This is a genomic window from Streptomyces sp. NPDC001750, assembly GCF_042892615.1.
Taxonomy (GTDB): Bacteria; Actinomycetota; Actinomycetes; order Streptomycetales; family Streptomycetaceae; genus Streptomyces.
In genome coordinates this window covers 231,193-249,465 of the sequence record NZ_JBIAUE010000003.1, presented here as the reverse complement: position 1 = coordinate 249,465, position 18,273 = coordinate 231,193, and the positions used below count along the sequence as shown (strand labels likewise).

Below are 18,273 nucleotides of genomic sequence, written 5' to 3'. Positions count from 1 at the left end.
GATCGCGGTCACGCCGACACACCGATCCGCAGACATGAGGACCCGTCATGAGCCAGGCCCCGTCACCACTGGGCAGCCCCGTCGTCCGCCGCGAGGGCCGGGACAAGGTCACGGGCGCCGCCCGCTACGCCGCCGAGCACACCCCGCCGGGCTGCCTGTACGGGTGGCCCGTCCCGGCCACGATCGCCCACGGCCGCGTCACCGCCGTCGGCGCAGAGGAGGCACTGGCCCTGCCCGGGGTGCACGCCGTCCTCACCCACGACAACGCCCCCGCGCTGAAGGAACCGGACGACCCGACCCTCGCCGTCCTCCAGGACGACCGGGTCCCGCACCGGGGCTGGTACGTGGCGCTCGTCGTCGCCGACACGCTCGAACAGGCCCGGGCCGGGGCCGAGGCGCTGCGGATCTCCTACGCGACCGCCCCGCACGACGTCCTGCTGACCGCCGAGCACACCGGCCTCTACACGCCCGAGACCGTCAACGGCGGCTACCCCGCCGTACGGGAGCGCGGCGACGCCGATCGCGCCTTCGCCACGTCGCCCATCCAGATCGACGCCACCTACACCGTCGGCCCCCTGCACAACCACCCCATGGAGCCGCACGCCACCACCGCGCGATGGACCGACGACGGCCACCTGACCGTGTACGACTCCAGCCAGGGCTCCACCACGGTCCGCGACAGCCTCTCCGCAGCGTTCGGGCTCCGCCCGCAGCAGATCACCGTGGTCGCCGAGCACGTCGGCGGGGGCTTCGGCTCGAAGGGCACCCCGCGCCCGCAGACCGTGCTGGCCGCCATGGCCGCGCGGCACACCGGACACCCCGTCAAGGTCGCCTTGCCGCGCCGCCAGTTGGCCGCCGTCGTCGGCCACCGCGCGCCCACCGTGCAGCGGATCCGGCTCGGCGCCGAGGACGACGGCACCCTGACCTCGATCGTCCACGAGGTCGTCACCCACACCTCCACCGTCAAGGAGTTCGTGGAGCAGGCGGCCGTCCCCACCCGGGTGATGTACGGATCCGGGCACAGCCGCACCACCCACCGCGTCGCGGCCCTGGACGTGCCCAGCCCGTCCTGGATGCGCGCCCCGGGCGAGGCGCCGGGCATGTACGCGCTGGAGTCCGCCATGGACGAACTCGCCTCGGCCCTCGGCATGGACCCGGTCGAACTCCGTCTGCGCAACGACCCGGTGGACGAGCCCGACTCGGGGCGCCCCTTCAGCAGCCGCGGCCTCGCCGCCTGCCTGGAGGAGGGGGCCGCACGCTTCGGCTGGCGTGACCGCGATCCGCGCCCCGCCGTCCGCGAGGAGGGGCCGCTGCTCATCGGCACGGGCGTGGCCTCCGCCACCTATCCCGTGTACGTCATGCCCTCCGCCGCCTCCGCGCACGCGGCACCCGACGGCTCGTACCACGTCCGCGTCAACGCCACCGACATCGGGACCGGAGCCCGTACCGTGCTCGCGCAGATCGCGGCCGCCGCGCTCGGCACTCCGGTGACGAACGTACGGATCGACATCGGCAGCAGCGACCTGCCCGACGCCTCCCTGGCCGGGGGTTCCTCGGGAACCGCCTCGTGGGGCTGGGCCGTGCACAAGGCGTCCACCGCCCTCCTGCGACTGCTCCACGAGCGCACGGGCCCCCTTCTCCCCGAGGGGCTGACGGCCCACGCCGACACCGGGCGGGACGTCTCCGAGGAATCCCCCTACGCACGGCACGCGTTCGGCGCGCACTTCGCGGAGGTCGCCGTCGACTCGCGCACCGGCGAGACGCGGGTGCGCCGGATGCTCGGCGTCTTCGCCGCCGGACGCGTCCTCAATCCCCGTACCGCGCGCTCCCAGTTCATCGGCGGAATGACGATGGGCATCGGCATGGCCCTGACCGAGGCGAGCGCACTGGACCCCGTCTTCGGCGACTTCACCGAGACCGACCTGGCCTCCTACCACGTGCCGGTCAGCGCCGACGTGCCGTGGATCGAGGCGCAGTGGATCGACGAGGACGACCCCCACCTCAACCCGATGGGCAGCAAGGGCATCGGCGAGATCGGCATCGTGGGCGCGGCGGCGGCCGTCGGCAACGCGGTCCGGCACGCCACCGGCGTCCGGTTGCGGACTCTGCCGCTCACCCCGGACACGCTGCTGCCGTACCTGCTCTGATCCGGAAGGGCCCCGCCGTGCGGCCGGGGCTCCGTCCCCGTGTTGCGGGGGCCGCTCCAACGGGCCACTCTGTGGAGTGACCCAGAAGTGACATCCGCTCACTCTTCGTGTTCGGGGGGTCATTGGTTTCGATGAGGCGAAGTCAGTGGGCCCCGATGTGAGGAGCCTCGACGATGACCGTTCAGATCGACCGGCACTATCTGGTCGAATTCCAGGTTTCGGCAGAGCGTGTATCACAGGTGCGGCGCATCGTCGCCGCGCACCTCCGCCACTGGAGTCTCGAACTCCACGTCCGTCCGGTGTGCCGGGGCGTGGAGGAACTGCTCACCAACGTCCACCGGCATGTCGGTGACCACGACCGCTGCGTCGTCGAACTGCGCTGGTCGGGGCGGCATCTCACGGTCTCCGTCGCCGACGGCGGCACCGAGATGCCGCGGCTGCTCGACGGCGGCGGCGGTGGTCTCGGCCGGGTCATGGCGCTCAGCGACAGCTGGGGCACCTGCCGCACCGACGAGGGCAAGGTCGTGTGGTTCACCCGGTACGCGAAGGACCCGCGCACCGCCGGGACCATGCCGACCGCGCCGCTGCCCGGAGGGCGTGAGTTCCGCCGCCCACCGGTCGCCGTCGTGGACGCCCCCGCCGGCGTCACCACGACGGCCGACGCCGCCCCCGCCCTCGCTTGAGTCGGGCCCCGGGATCCGGACCACCGGCTCGGCCGGGACGCGCCCCGGCGCGGACGGCGCGCCCCGCGCGCGGGCTCCGCGCCGGTCCGGCATTCCGGTGAGGAGGCGCGCCGGTCCGGGAGGGGTCCCGCGTTGCGGTACGGCGCATGGCGCGGCACGGTCGAAGTACCGAGGCAAGGAGAGCACAGCCATGCCCATCGCGACGGTCAACCCCGCGAACGGCCGGACGCTCCGAACGTTCGAGGCGCTGGGAGCGGCGGAGATCGAGCAGAGGCTCGCCGCCGCCCACGCCGCGTTCGGGCACTGGCGCACCACCGATTTCGAGGAACGGGCCCAACTGCTCGGCCTGGCCGCCGACCTCCTCGACGAGGACCAGCAGGACATCGCGCGCACCATGACCACCGAGATGGGCAAACCCTTCGCGGCGGCCCGTGCGGAGGCCGCCAAATGCGCCAAGGCGATGCGCTGGTACGCGCTGCGCGCCGAGGAGCTCCTCGCGGACGAGCACCCCGCTCCGGCCGACGTGGCGGACTCCGGTGCCACCAGGGCCTTCGTCCGCCACCGCCCGCTGGGCGTCGTCCTCGCCGTGATGCCGTGGAACTTCCCGCTCTGGCAGGTCGTGCGGTTCGCCGCTCCCGCGCTGATGGCCGGGAACGTCGGCCTGCTCAAGCACGCGTCCAACGTTCCGCAGACGGCCCTGTACCTGGAGGGCCTGTTCTGCCGGGCCGGATACCCGGAAGGGTGCTTCCAGACGCTGCTCGTGGGTTCCGGCGCGGTCGAGTCGGTCCTGCGCGACCCCCGGGTCGCCGCCGCCACCCTCACCGGCAGCGAACCGGCCGGGCGCTCGGTCGCGTCGATCGCCGGCGACGAGGTGAAGCGCACCGTGCTGGAACTGGGCGGCAGCGACCCGTACCTCGTCCTGCCGTCGGCGGACGTCGCCGCGGCGGCACGCACCGCCGTGACCGCCCGGACGCAGAACAACGGCCAGTCCTGCATCGCGGCCAAGCGATTCATCGTGCACGCCGGGGTCTACGAGGAGTTCGCCGAGCGGTTCACCGCGGGCATGCGCGCCCTGACGGTCGGCGATCCGATGCGGGAGTCCACCGACATCGGCCCCCTGGCCAGCGAACGGGGCCGCGCCGACCTGGAGGAGCTGGTGGACGACGCGGTACGGCGGGGCGCGGAAGTGCTGTGCGGCGGCGGCCGGCCCGAGGGACTCGGCCCCGAGCTGGAGAACGGCTGGTTCTACGCACCCACCGTCCTCACCGGCGTCACCCCCGCCATGCGCATCCACCGCGAGGAGACCTTCGGACCCGTCGCCACGCTCTACCGCGTGGAGTCGCTGGACGAGGCCATGGCGCTCGCGAACGACAGCTCGTTCGGCCTCAGCTCCAACGTGTGGACCCGCGACGCGGCGGAGGCCCGCCGCTGCGTGCGCGACCTGGAGGCGGGCGGCGTCTACTTCAACGGCATGACGGCGTCCCACCCCGCGCTGCCCTTCGGCGGGGTGAAGCGTTCCGGCTACGGGCGCGAGCTCGCCGGTCACGGCATCCGCGAGTTCTGCAACACGACCACGGTCTGGTACGGCCCGGAGTCCGTCGGGGCATCCGGGTAGGCCGCGCTCCGGAGCCGTGTTCCGTCCCGCGCGGGGCCCGGCGGACGACTCCTCGCCCCGCACGCTCGCCGTGGCGAAGGATTCGTCCGAGTATGTCCGTACGAGGTTGATCTTCCGCCTCGCGGTCACGCCCGCCGTCCGCCGCCCGCACCTCGCCGTGCGGGCGGCGGACGGCGCCCCGCGCCGGACACGATCTAAGGGCTGTCCCGTAATCCCTGGTGGATCAGCGTGCGGCGTCGGATGCGGTGCATCGCAAGGCAGAGGGACGTCCGCATACTGGATGTATGTGGACGTTCCGACAACGCGGCGAGGTGCCGTAGCTGTCGTCGCACGCCCGCCAGGGATTACGGGACAGCCCTTAGGAGAAGCAGATGAGTCATGCCGCCCACCCGGCAGCGACACCCGGACCCTCCGACGAGGAGATCGCCGCACTCGACGCACACTGGCGGGCCGCCAACTACCTGGCCGTCGGCCAGATCTACCTCATGGCCAATCCGCTCCTGACCGAACCGCTCGCCCGCGAGCACATCAAGCCGCGTCTGCTCGGCCACTGGGGCACCTCGCCGGGACTCAACCTGGTCCACACGCATCTCAACCGGATCATCAAGTCCCGCGGCGTCCAGGGCCTGTGCGTCTGGGGACCCGGCCACGGCGGCCCGGCCGTGCTCGCCAACTCCTGGCTGGAGGGCACCTATTCGGAGAGGTACCCCGACATCGGCCGGGACGCCCCCGGGATGGGGCGGCTGTTCAAGCAGTTCTCCTTCCCCGGCGGGGTGCCCAGCCACGTGGCGCCGGAGACCCCCGGGTCCATCCACGAGGGCGGTGAACTCGGCTACGCCCTCACCCATGCCTACGGTGCCGCGTTCGACCACCCGGACCTGCTCGTCGCCTGCGTCGTCGGGGACGGTGAGGCCGAGACCGGGCCGCTGGCAGCGTCCTGGCACTCCAACAAGTTCCTCGACCCGGTGCACGACGGTGCCGTCCTCCCGGTCCTCCACCTCAACGGCTACAAGATCGCCAACCCGACGGTCCTCGCCCGCCTCCCCGAGACCGAGCTCGACGCGCTGTTGCGCGGATACGGGCACGACCCCCTCTACGTCGGCGGCGACGACCCGCTCACCGTCCACCGGGCGATGGCCGCGGCCATGGACCGGGCCGTCGACCGCATCCGGGAGATCCAGGACGCCGCCCGCACCGGCGCCACCGCCGAACGGCCCCACTGGCCGATGATCGTGCTGCGTACCCCCAAGGGGTGGACCGGCCCGGCCGAGGTCGACGGCGTGCCCGTCGAGGGCACCTGGCGCTCCCACCAGGTGCCGCTCGCCGGTGTCCGGGACAACCCCGGCCATCTGCGGCAACTGGAGGAGTGGATGCGTTCCTACCGGCCGGAGGAACTCTTCGACGCGTCGGGCCGCCCCACCCCGCAGGTGCTCGACTGCGTGCCCGACGGCGACGCCCGCCTCGGAGCGACCCCGTACGCCAATGGCGGGCTGCTGCTGCGCGAGCTGCCCCTCCCGCCGCTGGAGGAGCACGCCGTCGCCGTCGACAAGCCCGGCACCGTGCTGCACGAGCCGACCCGCGTGCTCGGCGGGCTCCTGGAGGCTGTGATGGCCGCGACCGCCGCCCGCCGCGACTTCCGTGTGGTGGGTCCCGACGAGACGGCCTCGAACCGGCTCGACGCCCTCTACGGAGCCACCGGCAAGGCATGGCAGGAGCGCATCCTGGCGACGGACGAACACCTCGCGCGCGACGGCCGCGTCATGGAGGTGCTCTCGGAGCACCTGTGCCAGGGCTGGCTGGAGGGGTACCTCCTCACCGGCCGGCACGGGCTGTTCTCCTGCTACGAGGCGTTCGCGCACATCGTCGACTCGATGGTCAACCAGCACATCAAGTGGCTCAGGACCGCCCGCAGGCTGACCTGGCGCAGCCCCATCGCCTCCCTCAACTACCTGCTCACCTCGCACGTCTGGCGTCAGGACCACAACGGGTTCTCCCACCAGGACCCCGGTTTCGTCGACCACGTCCTCAACAAGAGCCCCGAGGTCGTCCGGGTCTACCTGCCGCCGGACACCAACACGCTGCTCTCCGTCGCCGACCACGTGCTGCGCAGCCGCGACTACGTCAACGTGATCGTGGCCGGCAAGCAGCCGAGCCACGACTGGCTCACCCTGGACCAGGCCCGCGCGCACTGTGCCCGGGGAGCCGGGGTCTGGGAGTGGGCGGGCACCGAGGGCGGCTCCCGCGAACCGGACGTGGTGCTCGCCTGCGCCGGTGACGTTCCCACTCTGGAGACGCTGGCCGCCGCCGACCTGCTCCGGCGTCACCTGCCGGACCTGGCCGTACGCGTGGTCAACGTGGTCGACATGGCACGGCTGCTGCCCCGCGACGAGCATCCGCACGGCATGCCGGACGCGGAGTACGACGCGGTGTTCACCCGGGACACCCCCGTGATCTTCGCGTACCACGGCTATCCGTGGCTCATCCACCGGCTGGCCTACCGGCGGGCCGGTCACGCGCATCTCCATGTGCGGGGCTACAAGGAGGAGGGCACCACCACGACACCGTTCGACATGGTGGTCCGCAACGACCTGGACCGCTACCGGCTGGTGATGGACGTGATCGACCGGGTGCCCGGTCTGGGCGTGCGGGCCGTGGCGGTGCGCCAGGCGATGGCCGACGCCCGCATCCGTCACCACGACTGGATCCGGGAGCACGGTGTGGACCTGCCCGAGGTGGCCGAATGGACCTGGGGCGGCTGACGCGCCCGGGACCGTCGACGCGCGTCCGCCCCCGACGTGCATGAGCCGGTGAGGCGGACGCGAGGGGGCCGGGCCGCGCGGCCCGGCCCCGACGACGTGTGCTCAGCGACCGAGAGCCCGGGCCAGTTCGTCCTTCGTCATGTTCGAACGCCCGTGGATGTTCTTCTTCTTCGCCTCTTCGTAGAGCTGGTCGCGGGTGGGACCCGCCGCCCCGCTGTGGGAGCGCAGACCGCCGCGCCGGGACGACGACATGTCCTCGGTGGACGTCCGGCTCGCGGTCCTCGACTCGCCCGCTCGGGCGCGTGCCTTGTTGACCGTACGGGCCGCGATCTCCTCCGCCCGTTCCTCGCCGACCCCGCGCTCCTGCGCGCTCTCCTTGATGTGCTCGTACTGCCGTTCCCGTTTGGCGTTCGATCCGCGTGGCATGGTGCGCTCACTCCTCTCGGGGGATTCGCCCCCGGGGCCTTTCGCGGGGGGCTTCTCCCGTGCCCGTCGGGGACCATCCCAGTCTCCCAGCGGCCCCGGGGACCCGCACGCCTGTGGGCGTCGGCCGCCCGCGCGCCCGTGCCGAACGGCCGTCCCCGTGCGGGGAGCGCGCGGAGCGGTCGCTTCCCCGGCCGCGGACGGGGCGCGGCCGCCGACGGGCTGCCCGGTGGCTCGTCGGCGGTCACGCGTCCGGCGGGCGCCTACCAGATGGACCCGACCCACTCGGGGTGGTCGATGAACGGGTTCCGGTTGTGCTGGTACTGGTCGAATATGACGTCGTTGCGCCGCTTCTCGAAGGCGTCCGGCGGGTCCTCCTGGCTCCACGCCTTGAGTACGGAGAGACGGCCGATGTACGGGGCCGAGCCGTTGGACACCCGCTCGTTGGGTTCGAGGTCGGCGAAGCCGTCGCCGCCCTCGTAGCGCACCGCCATGTAGAGGATCATGCGGGCCACGTCGCCCTTGACCGCGTCGCGCGGCTCGAAGGAGTCGCTGTCGGTGGAGCTGCCCGGGGCCCCGCTGACCGGGCTGCCGCCGTTGTCGAAGTCCTTGTTGCCGCGGATGGAGTTGACCTGGACGTCCTCCGGGCGCAGGTGGTGGATGTCGGTCCCGGGGCCGGTGGCGGTGCCGAAGTCGCCGTGGGACTTGGCCCAGACGTGCTCGCGGTTCCACTGTCCGACCGAGCCGCCGCTGCTGTTCTTGGATATCGAGCGGCCGGAGTAGACGAGGACCACGTTGGAGGAGTTGGCGGGGTCCTGGTCCGTGTTCTTCAGCGCGTCCCAGACCTGGCTGTAGGAGATCTTGGTCTGCTTGCTGATGATCGTGTGCAGCGCGTTCCTGAGCGCGGTGCCGGATTTGCCCATCGCGTCCTGGTAGTACGTGTCGTCCAGGGTCTGGAGCGGTGCGGCGGCGGGGGTGGTCCGGGCGGTGGCCGCGGGCGCGGTGGCCGCGGTGCCGGCGAGCACCGCGAACGCGGCGAACGTCGCCAGCAGCGGGCGCCGGTGGCGAAGGTGAAGACGGGACATGTGGGGGTGTCCTCTCCGGAAGGACGGGCGCCGCGACACCGGTCACGGGGGTGGGGACGGCGCAGCGGCGGACGTGTGGTGGGTCGGTCAGCGGGAGCCTTCCACACGCACCGTGACCATGGTGTGAACGCTGTGTACCTATCATGTGCAGGTCAAGTGATGCCTCCTGTGCGGGCCGGGCAGGGTGGTGGACGGGGCGCCCGTGGGCATGGGATGCGCCGGACCGGGCGCGGCGCGAGAATGTCGGAAAGGACGAGGAGGCGGCATGAGCGACGAGCCCGAATCCGTATCCCTGGCCGGGGGAGTGACCCCCGACAGCCTCTTGCACACGGGTGGGAGCGATGAACCGACCCCGGAGGACCTGGTGCTCGCCTCCGGGCGGGACCTGACTCCGGAGAACCTCCGATGGGCCGAGCGCAGGCTCGCCCGGGAAGGCCGTTCGGCGATCGACAAGGTGCTGCCGTAGCGCAGGGCCCGCTCCGGCGCGGCGGCACCCGGGAGCCGGCGGCGGGGAGCGTGAGGGGCGCTTCCCCGCGCTCGGCTAGCCTGGGTGCACGATGAACCGTTTGACGACGTCAGAGGCCGGATACGAGCTGGCCCGCTTCCCCGAGGACCCGCGCGATCCGTTCCGTGCCTGGGACGCCGCCGACGAGTATCTGCTGCGGCGGCTGGAGGGCGCCGACGGAACGCAGCCGGTCGGACTGTCGGGCACCGTGGTCGTGGTGGGCGACCGCTGGGGCGCCCTGGGCACCGCCCTGGCGGCCCACCGTCCCGCGCTGATCACCGATTCCTTCCTGTCCCAGCGCGCGACCTGCGCCAATCTGGAACGCAACGGCATCGGAGCGGACGCCGTGCGCCTGCTGTCCACCAGGGACGCGCCGCCCGACCGCGTCGACGTCCTGCTGGTGCGCGTCCCCAAGAGCCTCGCTCTCCTGGAGGACCAGTTGCACCGGCTCGCCCCGGCCGTCCACGCCGGCACCGTCGTCATCGGTACCGGCATGGTCAAGGAGATCCACACCTCCACGCTCGCCCTCTTCGAGCGGATCATCGGCCCGACCCGCACCTCGCTGGCGGTCAGGAAGGCCCGGCTCATCTTCTGCACACCCGATCCGGCGAAGGCGCGCACGCCCAGTCCCTGGCCGCTCCGCCACACCCTGCCCGAGGGCATCGGCCCGGCCTCCGGCCGGACGGTCACCAACCACGCCGGGGTCTTCTGCGCCGACCGCCTCGACATCGGCACCCGCTTCTTCCTCGGCCACCTCCCCGCGCGCAGCGGCCCGGACCGGGTCGTCGACCTCGGCTGCGGCAACGGCGTCGTCGGGCTGTCCGCCGCGCTCGCCAACCCCGAGGCGAGGGTCACGTTCATCGACGAGTCGTACCAGGCGGTCGCCTCCGCCGAGGAGACCTTCCGGGCCAACGCCGGACCCGGCGCCGAGGCCGACTTCGTGGTCGGCGACGGACTCACGGACGTACCGCCGGGCAGCGTGGACCTGGTGCTCAACAACCCGCCGTTCCACTCCCACCAGGCCACCACCGACGCGACGGCCCGCGCCATGTTCCGGGGAGCGCACGCCGCGCTGCGTCCGGGCGGCGAGCTGTGGGTCGTCGGCAACCGGCACCTCGGCCACCACATCCGGCTGCGCCGCATCTTCGGCGACTGCGCCACCGTCGCGGGCAACCCGAAGTTCGTCGTCCTGCGCGCCGTCAAGCGCTGACCGCCCGTCGGGTGCGCGCCGTCGAGCGACGCCCGCGTCGGGCCTGCGCCGCCCCTTCCGGATTCTTGCAACACGTTCTACTGTGTGCGCCGCCGCACACGAGCGACGCGACCGCGAGACTCCTGGAGGGGCCGTGCACCTCGCATACACGCCTGAGCAGCAGCAGTTGCGCGCCGAACTGCGTGCGTACTTCGCCGAACTGGTCCCCGAGAACGCCTTTGTCCGCCACACCGACCCCGCGGCGCAGAAGAAGTTCTACCGCGAGACCATCCGGCGCCTGGGCGCCGACGGCCGGCTCGGCGCCGGCTGGCCCGTGGAATACGGCGGCAGCGGCCTGAGCCCGAGGGAACAGTTCATCTTCTTCGACGAGGCGGCCCAGGCGGGCGTGCCGCTGCCCTTGATGGCCCTCAACACCGTCGGTCCCACCATCATGCAGTTCGGCACCGACGAGCAGAAGCGCTACTTCCTGCCGAAGATCCTCTCCGGCGAGATCGACTTCGCCATCGGCTACAGCGAACCCGACGCGGGCACCGACCTCGCCGCGCTCAGGACGCGGGCCGTGCGCGACGGCGACACGTACGTCGTCAACGGGCAGAAGATCTGGACCACCAACGGCGACACCGCGGACTGGATCTGGCTCGCCGTCCGCACCGACCCGGACGCGCCCCCGCACCGGGGGATCACCATGCTGCTCGTCCCGACCACCGACCCCGGCTACACCTGCACGCTGATCAACACCCTCGCCTCCCACGACACCACCGCGAGCTACTACGAGAACGTGCGCGTCCCGGTCTCCCACCGCGTCGGCGAGGAGAACAAGGGCTGGCGGCTGATCACCAATCAGCTCAACCACGAACGCGTCACCCTCGCCGCCCACGGCACCATGGCCGTCCGCGCCCTCCACGACGTCCAGCGCTGGGCCACGGACACCCGGATCGCCGACGGCCGCCGCGTCGTCGACCTCGGCTGGGTCCGCGCGCTCCTCGCCCGCACCCATGCCAGGCTCGACGCCATGAGGCTGCTCAACTGGCGGATGGTGTCCGCCGTCCAGGACGGAACCCTCACCCCGCAGGACGCCTCCGCCGTCAAGGTCTACGGCTCCGAGGCGCGGCGCGACGCCTACGCCTGGCTGATGGAGGTGGTCGGATCGGCGGCCCCCCTCAAGGAGGGCTCGGCGGGCGCCGTGCTGCACGGCGAACTCGAACGCGGCTACCGGTCCGCCGTCGTCTTCACCTTCGGCGGCGGCAACAACGAGATCCAGCGGGAGATCATCTCGTGGATCGGGCTGGGGATGCCGCGCGTACGGAGGTGAGCCCGCGCGTACGGCGGCGTGCGTACCGTGCACGGCGATGCGCGTGCGGTGACCGCCGCCCCCGGACGGCGCGGAGGTCTCCCGGCGGTCCGCGCCGGGAAGCCGCGGGAACGGGGCGGTGCCGCGTACCGGATGCCGATCGGCGTACGGAGATTAACGTGGAGGTGTGGCCGGCCCCGTAGCCGTGGGGGCAGGACGGAGGCACCGTGGGCGACACCGGGACTGAACACCGCGGTGGGGAACGCCGTCGGCTGAGCACGCTGCCCGAGGATCTCCAGGGCCGCCTCGACGCCGTGGAGCGCGGCCCCGCCGAGGCGGCCCTGCTGCTGGAGGCCGTCATGTCGGTCGGGCGGGAGCTCGACCTGTCGCTGGTGCTGCGCCGCATCGTCGAGGCCGCCGTCGTCGTGGTCGACGCCGAGTACGGGGCCCTGGGCGTGGTCGGGGAGGGGACCCGGCTCACCCAGTTCCTGACCGTGGGCGTCACGGACGAGGCGCGCGAGGCCATCGGCCCGCTGCCCGAGGGGCACGGCATCCTCGGCGAGCTGATCCGCCGTCCCCGGCCGCTGCGGCTCGCGGAGCTCTCCGGGCATCCCGCGTCCTACGGACTCCCGCCGAACCACCCCCCGATGCGCTCGTTCCTGGGGGTGCCCGTCCGGATCCGCGACGAGGTGTTCGGCAATCTGTACCTCACCGAGAAGCGCGGCGGGCGCGAATTCGACGCGGAGGACGAGACCGTTCTGTCGACGCTCGCGGTGGCGGCGGGGGTCGCCATCGAGAACGCCCGCGAGTACGCACGCACGCGTGACCGCCAACGCTGGCAGGAGGCGGGCAACGAGATCGTCGCGGGACTGCTGGGCGGCGCCGACGACGCCGACGTCCGGCGGATGATCGTCGACCGCTCCCTGCGCATTCTCGCCGCCGATCTCGGCATCCTGGCGCTTCCCTCCGGGGGACACTCCGTCCGTGTGGCCCTGGCGTCCGGTCCGGACGCCGAGCGGTACCGCGGCCTGGTCCTGCCGTGCGAGGGATCGTTCGCCGGGGCCGCGCTCGACGGCGGTGAGCCCCTCACGAGCCCCGACATCGCGCACGACCCGAGGATCACCGGCGGACCCCTGCGGCGGGCGGGTCTCGGCCCCGCGGTCGCCGTCCCCATGGCCACGGGCAGGCGGACGTGCGGGGTGCTGCTGCTGGCCCGGGCACGCGGCAGCCCCGTCTTCACGGAGACGGAGACCGCGCCCCTGCTGGCATTCGCCGGACAGGCGGCCCTGGCCATGGAGCTCACCGAGCGGCGCGAGTCCGCCGAGCAGATCGCCCTGCTGGAGGAACGCGACCGCATCGCCCGGGACCTGCACGACCTGGCCATCCAACGGCTGTTCGCCACCGGCATGACCCTGCAGAGCGTGGTACGCCTCGTGGAACAGCCGCAGGCGAGCGAACGGCTGCTGCGCGCGGTGGACGACCTGGACGAGACCATCAAGATCATCCGGTCGACCATCTTCGGGCTCCGCGCCCGTGACCCGGGCCGGACCGGGCAGGGACTGCGCGTCAGGACGGCGAGGGCGGTCGAGCAGTCCGCCCGCACCCTCGGGTTCCAGCCGTCCCTGCGCATGGCCGGGCTGATCGACACGGACGTTCCGGCCGATGTCGCCGAGCAGGTGACCGCGGTCCTGGGCGAGGCCCTGACCAACGTCGCGCGTCACGCGCGGGCCGCGGCGGTGGACGTCTCACTGACAGTGGGCAACGGGCGGCTGACGCTCGTCGTGTCCGACGACGGGATCGGGATGCCCGGGCACGGGGTCTCCCGGAGCGGGCTCGACAACCTGGCGCGGCGTGCGGAGAAACTGGGCGGCGAGATGGACGTGGGACCGTCGGGGCGGGGCGACGGCACCCGGTTGAGCTGGCGGGTACCGCTGCGACAGCCCTGATGCCCGCCGTGCCGTGCCCGCTCCGACGGCCTCCCCGCGGGTGTTCCCGTCCTGATGACCCGCCCCCCGACGGCCCCGGGAGCGTCCCGGGACCACGGTCATCGTCGGCGGTGCCCCGCACCACCGGCGGTCGGGGTGGAGTCCGCGGTGTGCGCCGCGATCACGGCCGCCTGGATACGCCGCTCGACCCCGAGCTTGGCCAGGAGACGCGAGATGTGGTTCTTGACCGTCTTCTCGGACAGATAGAGGCGTTTGCCGATCTGGCTGTTGGTCAGTCCCTCGCCGATCAGGGCGAGGACGTCCTTCTCCCGCGGCGAAAGCCCCGACAGCGCGTCGTCCTGTGCGGATTCGGCGCCGAACTCCTCGTCGCGCAGGCTGTTCATCAGCCGGGCCGTGGTCGCCGGATCGAGGGTGGAGCGCCCGGAGGCCAGGGTGCGGACGGCGGCGACGAGGTCGGAGCCCTTGATCTCCTTGAGCACGTAACCGGCCGCGCCGGCCATGATGGCGTCGAGCAGCGCTTCGTCGTCGTCGAACGAGGTGAGCATCAGACAGGCCAGCTCCGGCATCCGGGAGCGCAGTTCACGGCAGACCGTGATGCCGTCGCCGTCCGGCAGCCGCACGTCGAGAATCGCGACGTCGGGGCGGAGTGCCGGGCCGCGGGCCAGCGCGTGATCGGCTGTGCCCGCGTCGCCGACGACCTCGATGTCCGGCTCCGCGTCCAGCAGATCCTGCACCCCGCGCCTGACGACCTCGTGGTCGTCGAGCAGGAACACACGGATCGGCCTCTCCGCCGAGCACCCGGACTCCGTGCCCATGGCGCCCTCCTCGTCGTCGACGGGCGGTACGGGCCCGCTGCCCGCGGGCGGTGCGGATCCGTCCTCACTCATCGTGGTCCGCGCCGGGAGCGGCACACCAGGGCCGAACGGGTCCCGCGGCGGCCGGACGGCCCGCGCCGCACCCCGCGATGGCGGCGGGCCCTCCGCGCGACGGAGTTCAGGCCCGTGCACCGTCCCGGCTCCGTCCGTCCGTCCGGTGGCCGCCGCCCGGGGCGGCGTGGCTCTCGAGGACACGGATGCGCCGCCCGGTGACGCGCGTGGGGGTGATCGTCAGCCACACGTTCCGCGGGCCGCCGGCCCAGGGCGTGGTGTAGGCGTGCTCGTCCAGCCGCCGGGCGGCCTCCGGGTCGTCGACGGCCGCCGCCGTGCCGACGACGAGGACGCTCCACCCCTGGCTCAGTGCCTCGTCGACGTGGTCCACCTCGAAGGCGACCGTCCGGCCCGCGACGGCGGTCAGGAGCGAGTCGCGGGCGCTCCGGTAGGCGATGTGCTCGCCGTCCACGACGTAGTTGACCGGGAGGATGGTGGGTCCGTCGTCCGTCATCGTGCCGACCCGGCCCACGCCGTGCGTGGACAGCAGCAGGTGACACTCCTGGGGGTCGAGTTCCAGCAGCTGCGTGTGATACCCGGCGTGGCCCAGGCCGGGAGGGAGATCGGTGGTGCACCCGGTCAGCTCGGCCACCGTGCTCTCCAGGGCCTCGGCCAGCCGCAGCAGGAACCCGATGCCGGGTGTCGCCTGGTGCTCCTCGACGTACTGGAGGTAGCCCGGCGCGGCACCGGCCCGCTCGGCGACCTGCTCCCGGCTGAGCCCGAGCTGTTCGCGCCGCATCGCCACCCGGCGGCCCAGCTCTCCCGAAGGGGCCCGTTCCCGGCACTCGCCCGACGGGTGACTCTCTGCGCGCATCATGTCGTACACGTCCTTCGTGGATCCGTTCCGGCCGTCGGGGGATCCGCTCCGGCCCCTCGTGGGTGTTCCGGTCCGCCGACTGTCCCGACGCCGTACCCCGGGTCCTTCCGCCGTTCCACATGTGCCTCGTCGGATCCATGGTGCGCCACCCCGGAGCGCGGCGCATGGGCCGACCGGCCTGGTCTCGCGCCCGCCCGGCCCATGCCGCGGCCCCGGCAGGAGGCACAGCATGACCGTGCGGGCCCACGACGACCGCGTGCGAGCTGCGGAAACTCCCGGGTTCGGGGAGCCGCCCGAGCCGCGGGAACGCCCGGGCCGAGGAACGGTGAGCGCCGCGGAAACGCGAGGAGAGGGACCATGAGCAGCACTCCGCAGGGCGTGGTCATGACAGGGCCGGTCGTGGTCGGCACCGACGGTTCCGGTCACGCGCTGCGGGCCGTGCGATGGGCGGCCGGCGAGGCCGCCGCCCGGGGAACGGCGCTGCACATCGTGCACGCCATGGGAACCGGTCGGGGAAGCCTGTATCTCTCCGAGGAGGACCGCCGACGGATCGTGCGCTTCGCGAACTCGGTGCTGGACGATGCCGCCGGGCCGGCCCGCCGGCTGGCCCCCGCAGTCCCGGTGACCACCACCCTGTGCGAGAACGGCACGACACCCTGTCTGCTCGGCGAGGCGGACCCCGACGCCACGGTGGTCGTCGGCTCGCGGGGGCGCGGGGGATTCGCGCCCCTGCTGGTCGGGTCGGACTCGCTCGACCTGGTCGCCCACGCGTCGGTCCCGGTCGTCGTCGTGCCCGGTGAGGAACGCGAACGGGCGGGCGTCGTGCTGGTGGCGGCTCGGGACGAACGCGACAGGGAGACACTGCGCACCGCCGCCCGGCTGGCCGACCGGGACGGCGCCGTGCTGCGGGCGGTGAGCGCGTGGGTCTTCTTCGAGAACGCCGGGGGCGTGGCGACCGTCCTGGAGGGCGCGACCCGGCTCGCCCAGGAGCGGACGCGGGCCACGGCCCGGCTCGTCGAGGCCGTGCGAGCGGAGTTCCCGGACCTCTCCGTGACCGAACGGGTCGTCCGCGCCGGGTCCGTCTTCGAGGCGCTGGTGCGGGAGACGGCCGACGTCGACGTGATCGTCATGGGGGCGCGGCGGCGTTCCCACCACATCGGCTCTCCGCTCGGGCACGTGACCCACGCCGTGCTGCACCACACGCACTGCCCGGTCCTGCTCGTCCCGCACTCCTGAACGGCGTTCACGAAGCCGCGCACGAAGCCGCGCCGCTCCTCCAGGCGTCCGGGACCGCCGGCTCAGGCGCGAGCCGCGCCCTCGAGCCGGCAGTCCACGTCGACCACGCCTTCCACGGACTGCGCGAGCCGGACCGCGACGGGAATCAGGGAACTGTCGCGGATGCGACCGGACAGGGTGACCACACCCTGGACGACAGCGACCTCCACCGACCGGTCCGCGCCGGGGAACAGCCGGTCGACGACCTCTCGGCGTACGTCGGCGGCGAGCGCCTCGTCGGGCCGGAGGAACACCTTGAGGAGGTCGGAACGGCTGACGACGCCCTCGAGGCCGCCGTCGGCGGCCACGACCGGAAGGCGTTTGACCCGCCGGTCGGCCATGAGGCGGGCCGCCTGCGGAAGCGGCGCGTCGGGCCGCACCGTGACCGCGGGGCTCGACATCAGATCACCGGCCCGGACCGAGCCCGCCTTGGCGGTGTCGCCGAGACGCCTCATCTGCTCGATCATGCCGATCCGGCGCGCGCGGAACTCCTCCTTCGCGAGCAGATCGGCTTCGGAGACGACGCCGACGACACGGGACTCGTCGTCGACGACCGGGACGGCAGTGACCTTCCACCGCTCCATGACCGTGACGATCTCCTTGAATTCCGTGTCGGGCGCGACCGTGACGACGGTCTTCGTCATCACGTCGGCGACGGTGAAGCGGGCAGAGGTCATGGCATTCCTCGGTGGACGGGCGGGACCGGCGGACCTGCCGACCGACCGGGACCGGGGGATCCGACCGGACCGTCCGGGCAGACCCGGGGCAGATCCGGGCAGACCTGGACGGCTGGTCGTTCACCGTTCACCGTTCGTCGGCCAGGAGGCAACGCTCTCACCCTCACGCTCCCGATGCCACGGGGGCCAGGGGCCGACAGGACCGGGCGGGGGCCGACCGGCCCAAGCGCGGGGGCCGTGCGCCGGGTCAGCCTGGGGGCGAGGGCGGACACACGCGCCGGAGCGGGCGGGCACGGCACGGGAGCACGCCCGGGAAGTACGGCACGGGAGCACGGCCCAGGAATCACCGCAGGGGAAGGACGCCGTCGTGGAGGCACACGTTTTCCAGGGGCCGGGACGGACCGCGTGGCAGGACGTTCCCGCCCCGGCTGCCGGCGCCGCCGTCGACGCCGTCGTCCGCGTGGACGTCGTCGTCGCGACGATCTGCGGCAGCGATCTCCGCATCGTCGTGGGCGACGTGCCCGACGCGCCCCCGGGAGGCATCCCGGACCACGAGGCCGTCTTGGTGCCCGAGGCCTTCGAGGTGCGCATCCGCACGGTGCGGCCCCAAGGCCGTGTCGCGGACATCGGGGCGCCCGGCCGCCTGGCGACGCCGCACCTCGAAGACCCGCGGCTCAAGGACATCGCCCTCGCCACCGGACCGGTCGACACGTTCTCGACGCCCGTGCCGCTGCGCATGACGGCCGTCGGGCGGCTGCCCGCGTCGGCCCTGATCACCCACCGTTTCGAACCGGAACGGACGGAGGAGGCGTACGACGTGTTCGCGCGTACCGGGGAAACGGGGGCCCTCGAGGCGGTACCGGGCGGGGCACCGCACGACGAGATCGCCGCCCCGGTCCGGCCATGAGCCCGCG

The 18,273-nt window shown here is 72.9% G+C and carries 15 protein-coding genes; 10 read left to right on the top strand and 5 right to left on the bottom strand.

Annotation, left to right across the window (positions count from 1 at the left end; translation table 11 throughout):
• The first annotated feature begins 47 nt into the window (after positions 1-47).
• From ACFYY6_RS07255 to ACFYY6_RS07240, 4 genes are all read left to right on the top strand, one after another.
• Positions 48-2,147: a xanthine dehydrogenase family protein molybdopterin-binding subunit gene (locus ACFYY6_RS07255; protein WP_389192052.1), complete on the top strand. Its 2,100-nt coding sequence runs from the start codon at positions 48-50 to the stop codon at positions 2,145-2,147.
• Between the two features lie 173 nt (positions 2,148-2,320).
• A complete protein-coding gene (locus ACFYY6_RS07250; protein WP_351520506.1) occupies positions 2,321-2,830 on the top strand; it encodes an ATP-binding protein in 510 nt (169 codons plus the stop codon).
• Positions 2,831-3,020: 190 nt separating this feature from the next.
• Positions 3,021-4,445 (top strand): NADP-dependent succinic semialdehyde dehydrogenase, encoded by a 1,425-nt coding sequence (locus tag ACFYY6_RS07245; protein WP_386607742.1) that lies wholly within the window; start codon positions 3,021-3,023, stop codon positions 4,443-4,445.
• Positions 4,446-4,816: 371 nt separating this feature from the next.
• Positions 4,817-7,204: a phosphoketolase gene (locus tag ACFYY6_RS07240; protein WP_386607743.1), complete on the top strand. Its 2,388-nt coding sequence runs from the start codon at positions 4,817-4,819 to the stop codon at positions 7,202-7,204.
• Between the two features lie 102 nt (positions 7,205-7,306).
• Here ACFYY6_RS07240 and ACFYY6_RS07235 read toward each other — a convergent pair whose 3' ends face one another.
• Both ACFYY6_RS07235 and ACFYY6_RS07230 read right to left on the bottom strand, forming a co-directional pair.
• Positions 7,307-7,630, bottom strand: a complete 324-nt coding sequence (locus ACFYY6_RS07235) for a plasmid stabilization protein (protein WP_351524587.1) — start codon at positions 7,628-7,630, stop codon at positions 7,307-7,309.
• A gap of 260 nt (positions 7,631-7,890) precedes the next feature.
• On the bottom strand, positions 7,891-8,712 hold the full coding sequence (locus tag ACFYY6_RS07230) for an endonuclease I family protein (protein WP_389192048.1): 822 nt from the start codon (positions 8,710-8,712) through the stop codon (positions 7,891-7,893).
• 265 nt (positions 8,713-8,977) lie between these two features.
• Here ACFYY6_RS07230 and ACFYY6_RS07225 point away from each other — a divergent pair, with 265 nt between their 5' ends.
• The 4 genes from ACFYY6_RS07225 to ACFYY6_RS07210 all read left to right on the top strand — a co-directional run bounded on the left by ACFYY6_RS07225 (position 8,978) and on the right by ACFYY6_RS07210 (position 13,664).
• Positions 8,978-9,178: a hypothetical protein gene (locus tag ACFYY6_RS07225; RefSeq protein ID WP_351524585.1), complete on the top strand. Its 201-nt coding sequence runs from the start codon at positions 8,978-8,980 to the stop codon at positions 9,176-9,178.
• A 91-nt stretch (positions 9,179-9,269) separates the two neighbouring features.
• Entirely contained in the window at positions 9,270-10,427 is a 1,158-nt protein-coding gene (locus tag ACFYY6_RS07220) for a methyltransferase (protein ID WP_351624599.1), read from the top strand.
• Positions 10,428-10,560: 133 nt separating this feature from the next.
• Positions 10,561-11,739, top strand: a complete 1,179-nt coding sequence (locus ACFYY6_RS07215) for an acyl-CoA dehydrogenase family protein (protein WP_351624597.1) — start codon at positions 10,561-10,563, stop codon at positions 11,737-11,739.
• A gap of 206 nt (positions 11,740-11,945) precedes the next feature.
• Positions 11,946-13,664, top strand: a complete 1,719-nt coding sequence (locus ACFYY6_RS07210; protein WP_389192045.1) for a GAF domain-containing protein — start codon at positions 11,946-11,948, stop codon at positions 13,662-13,664.
• 98 nt (positions 13,665-13,762) lie between these two features.
• Here ACFYY6_RS07210 and ACFYY6_RS07205 read toward each other — a convergent pair whose 3' ends face one another.
• Positions 13,763-14,479, bottom strand: coding sequence for a response regulator transcription factor (locus ACFYY6_RS07205; RefSeq protein WP_351524590.1), 717 nt, complete (start codon positions 14,477-14,479; stop codon positions 13,763-13,765).
• Positions 14,480-14,657: 178 nt separating this feature from the next.
• Positions 14,658-15,407, bottom strand: coding sequence for a pyridoxamine 5'-phosphate oxidase family protein (locus ACFYY6_RS07200; protein WP_351524581.1), 750 nt, complete (start codon positions 15,405-15,407; stop codon positions 14,658-14,660).
• 357 nt (positions 15,408-15,764) lie between these two features.
• Here ACFYY6_RS07200 and ACFYY6_RS07195 point away from each other — a divergent pair, with 357 nt between their 5' ends.
• On the top strand, positions 15,765-16,643 hold the full coding sequence (locus tag ACFYY6_RS07195; protein ID WP_388650576.1) for a universal stress protein: 879 nt from the start codon (positions 15,765-15,767) through the stop codon (positions 16,641-16,643).
• Positions 16,644-16,705: 62 nt separating this feature from the next.
• On the opposite strand, the gene ACFYY6_RS07190 is transcribed toward ACFYY6_RS07195, so the two are convergent.
• Positions 16,706-17,359, bottom strand: coding sequence for a CBS domain-containing protein (locus tag ACFYY6_RS07190; protein WP_388650578.1), 654 nt, complete (start codon positions 17,357-17,359; stop codon positions 16,706-16,708).
• Between the two features lie 367 nt (positions 17,360-17,726).
• Between ACFYY6_RS07190 and ACFYY6_RS07185 the strand changes: the two genes are divergently transcribed.
• Entirely contained in the window at positions 17,727-18,266 is a 540-nt protein-coding gene (locus tag ACFYY6_RS07185) for a hypothetical protein (RefSeq protein WP_389192042.1), read from the top strand.
• The last annotated feature ends 7 nt before the right edge of the window (positions 18,267-18,273 follow it).

Bases quoted from the DNA above. Each gene is read 5' to 3' on its own strand.
- ACFYY6_RS07235 (WP_351524587.1), bottom strand. From the start codon at position 7,630: ATGCCACGCGGATCGAACGCCAAACGGGAACGGCAGTACGAGCACATC.
- ACFYY6_RS07230 (WP_389192048.1), bottom strand. From the start codon at position 8,712: ATGTCCCGTCTTCACCTTCGCCACCGGCGCCCGCTGCTGGCGACGTTC.
- ACFYY6_RS07200 (WP_351524581.1), bottom strand. From the start codon at position 15,407: ATGATGCGCGCAGAGAGTCACCCGTCGGGCGAGTGCCGGGAACGGGCC.
- ACFYY6_RS07255 (WP_389192052.1), top strand. From the start codon at position 48: ATGAGCCAGGCCCCGTCACCACTGGGCAGCCCCGTCGTCCGCCGCGAG.
- ACFYY6_RS07250 (WP_351520506.1), top strand. From the start codon at position 2,321: ATGACCGTTCAGATCGACCGGCACTATCTGGTCGAATTCCAGGTTTCG.
- ACFYY6_RS07205 (WP_351524590.1), bottom strand. From the start codon at position 14,479: ATGGGCACGGAGTCCGGGTGCTCGGCGGAGAGGCCGATCCGTGTGTTC.
- ACFYY6_RS07220 (WP_351624599.1), top strand. From the start codon at position 9,270: ATGAACCGTTTGACGACGTCAGAGGCCGGATACGAGCTGGCCCGCTTC.
- ACFYY6_RS07190 (WP_388650578.1), bottom strand. From the start codon at position 17,359: ATGACCTCTGCCCGCTTCACCGTCGCCGACGTGATGACGAAGACCGTC.
- ACFYY6_RS07240 (WP_386607743.1), top strand. From the start codon at position 4,817: ATGAGTCATGCCGCCCACCCGGCAGCGACACCCGGACCCTCCGACGAG.
- ACFYY6_RS07225 (WP_351524585.1), top strand. From the start codon at position 8,978: ATGAGCGACGAGCCCGAATCCGTATCCCTGGCCGGGGGAGTGACCCCC.
- ACFYY6_RS07195 (WP_388650576.1), top strand. From the start codon at position 15,765: ATGAGCAGCACTCCGCAGGGCGTGGTCATGACAGGGCCGGTCGTGGTC.
- ACFYY6_RS07245 (WP_386607742.1), top strand. From the start codon at position 3,021: ATGCCCATCGCGACGGTCAACCCCGCGAACGGCCGGACGCTCCGAACG.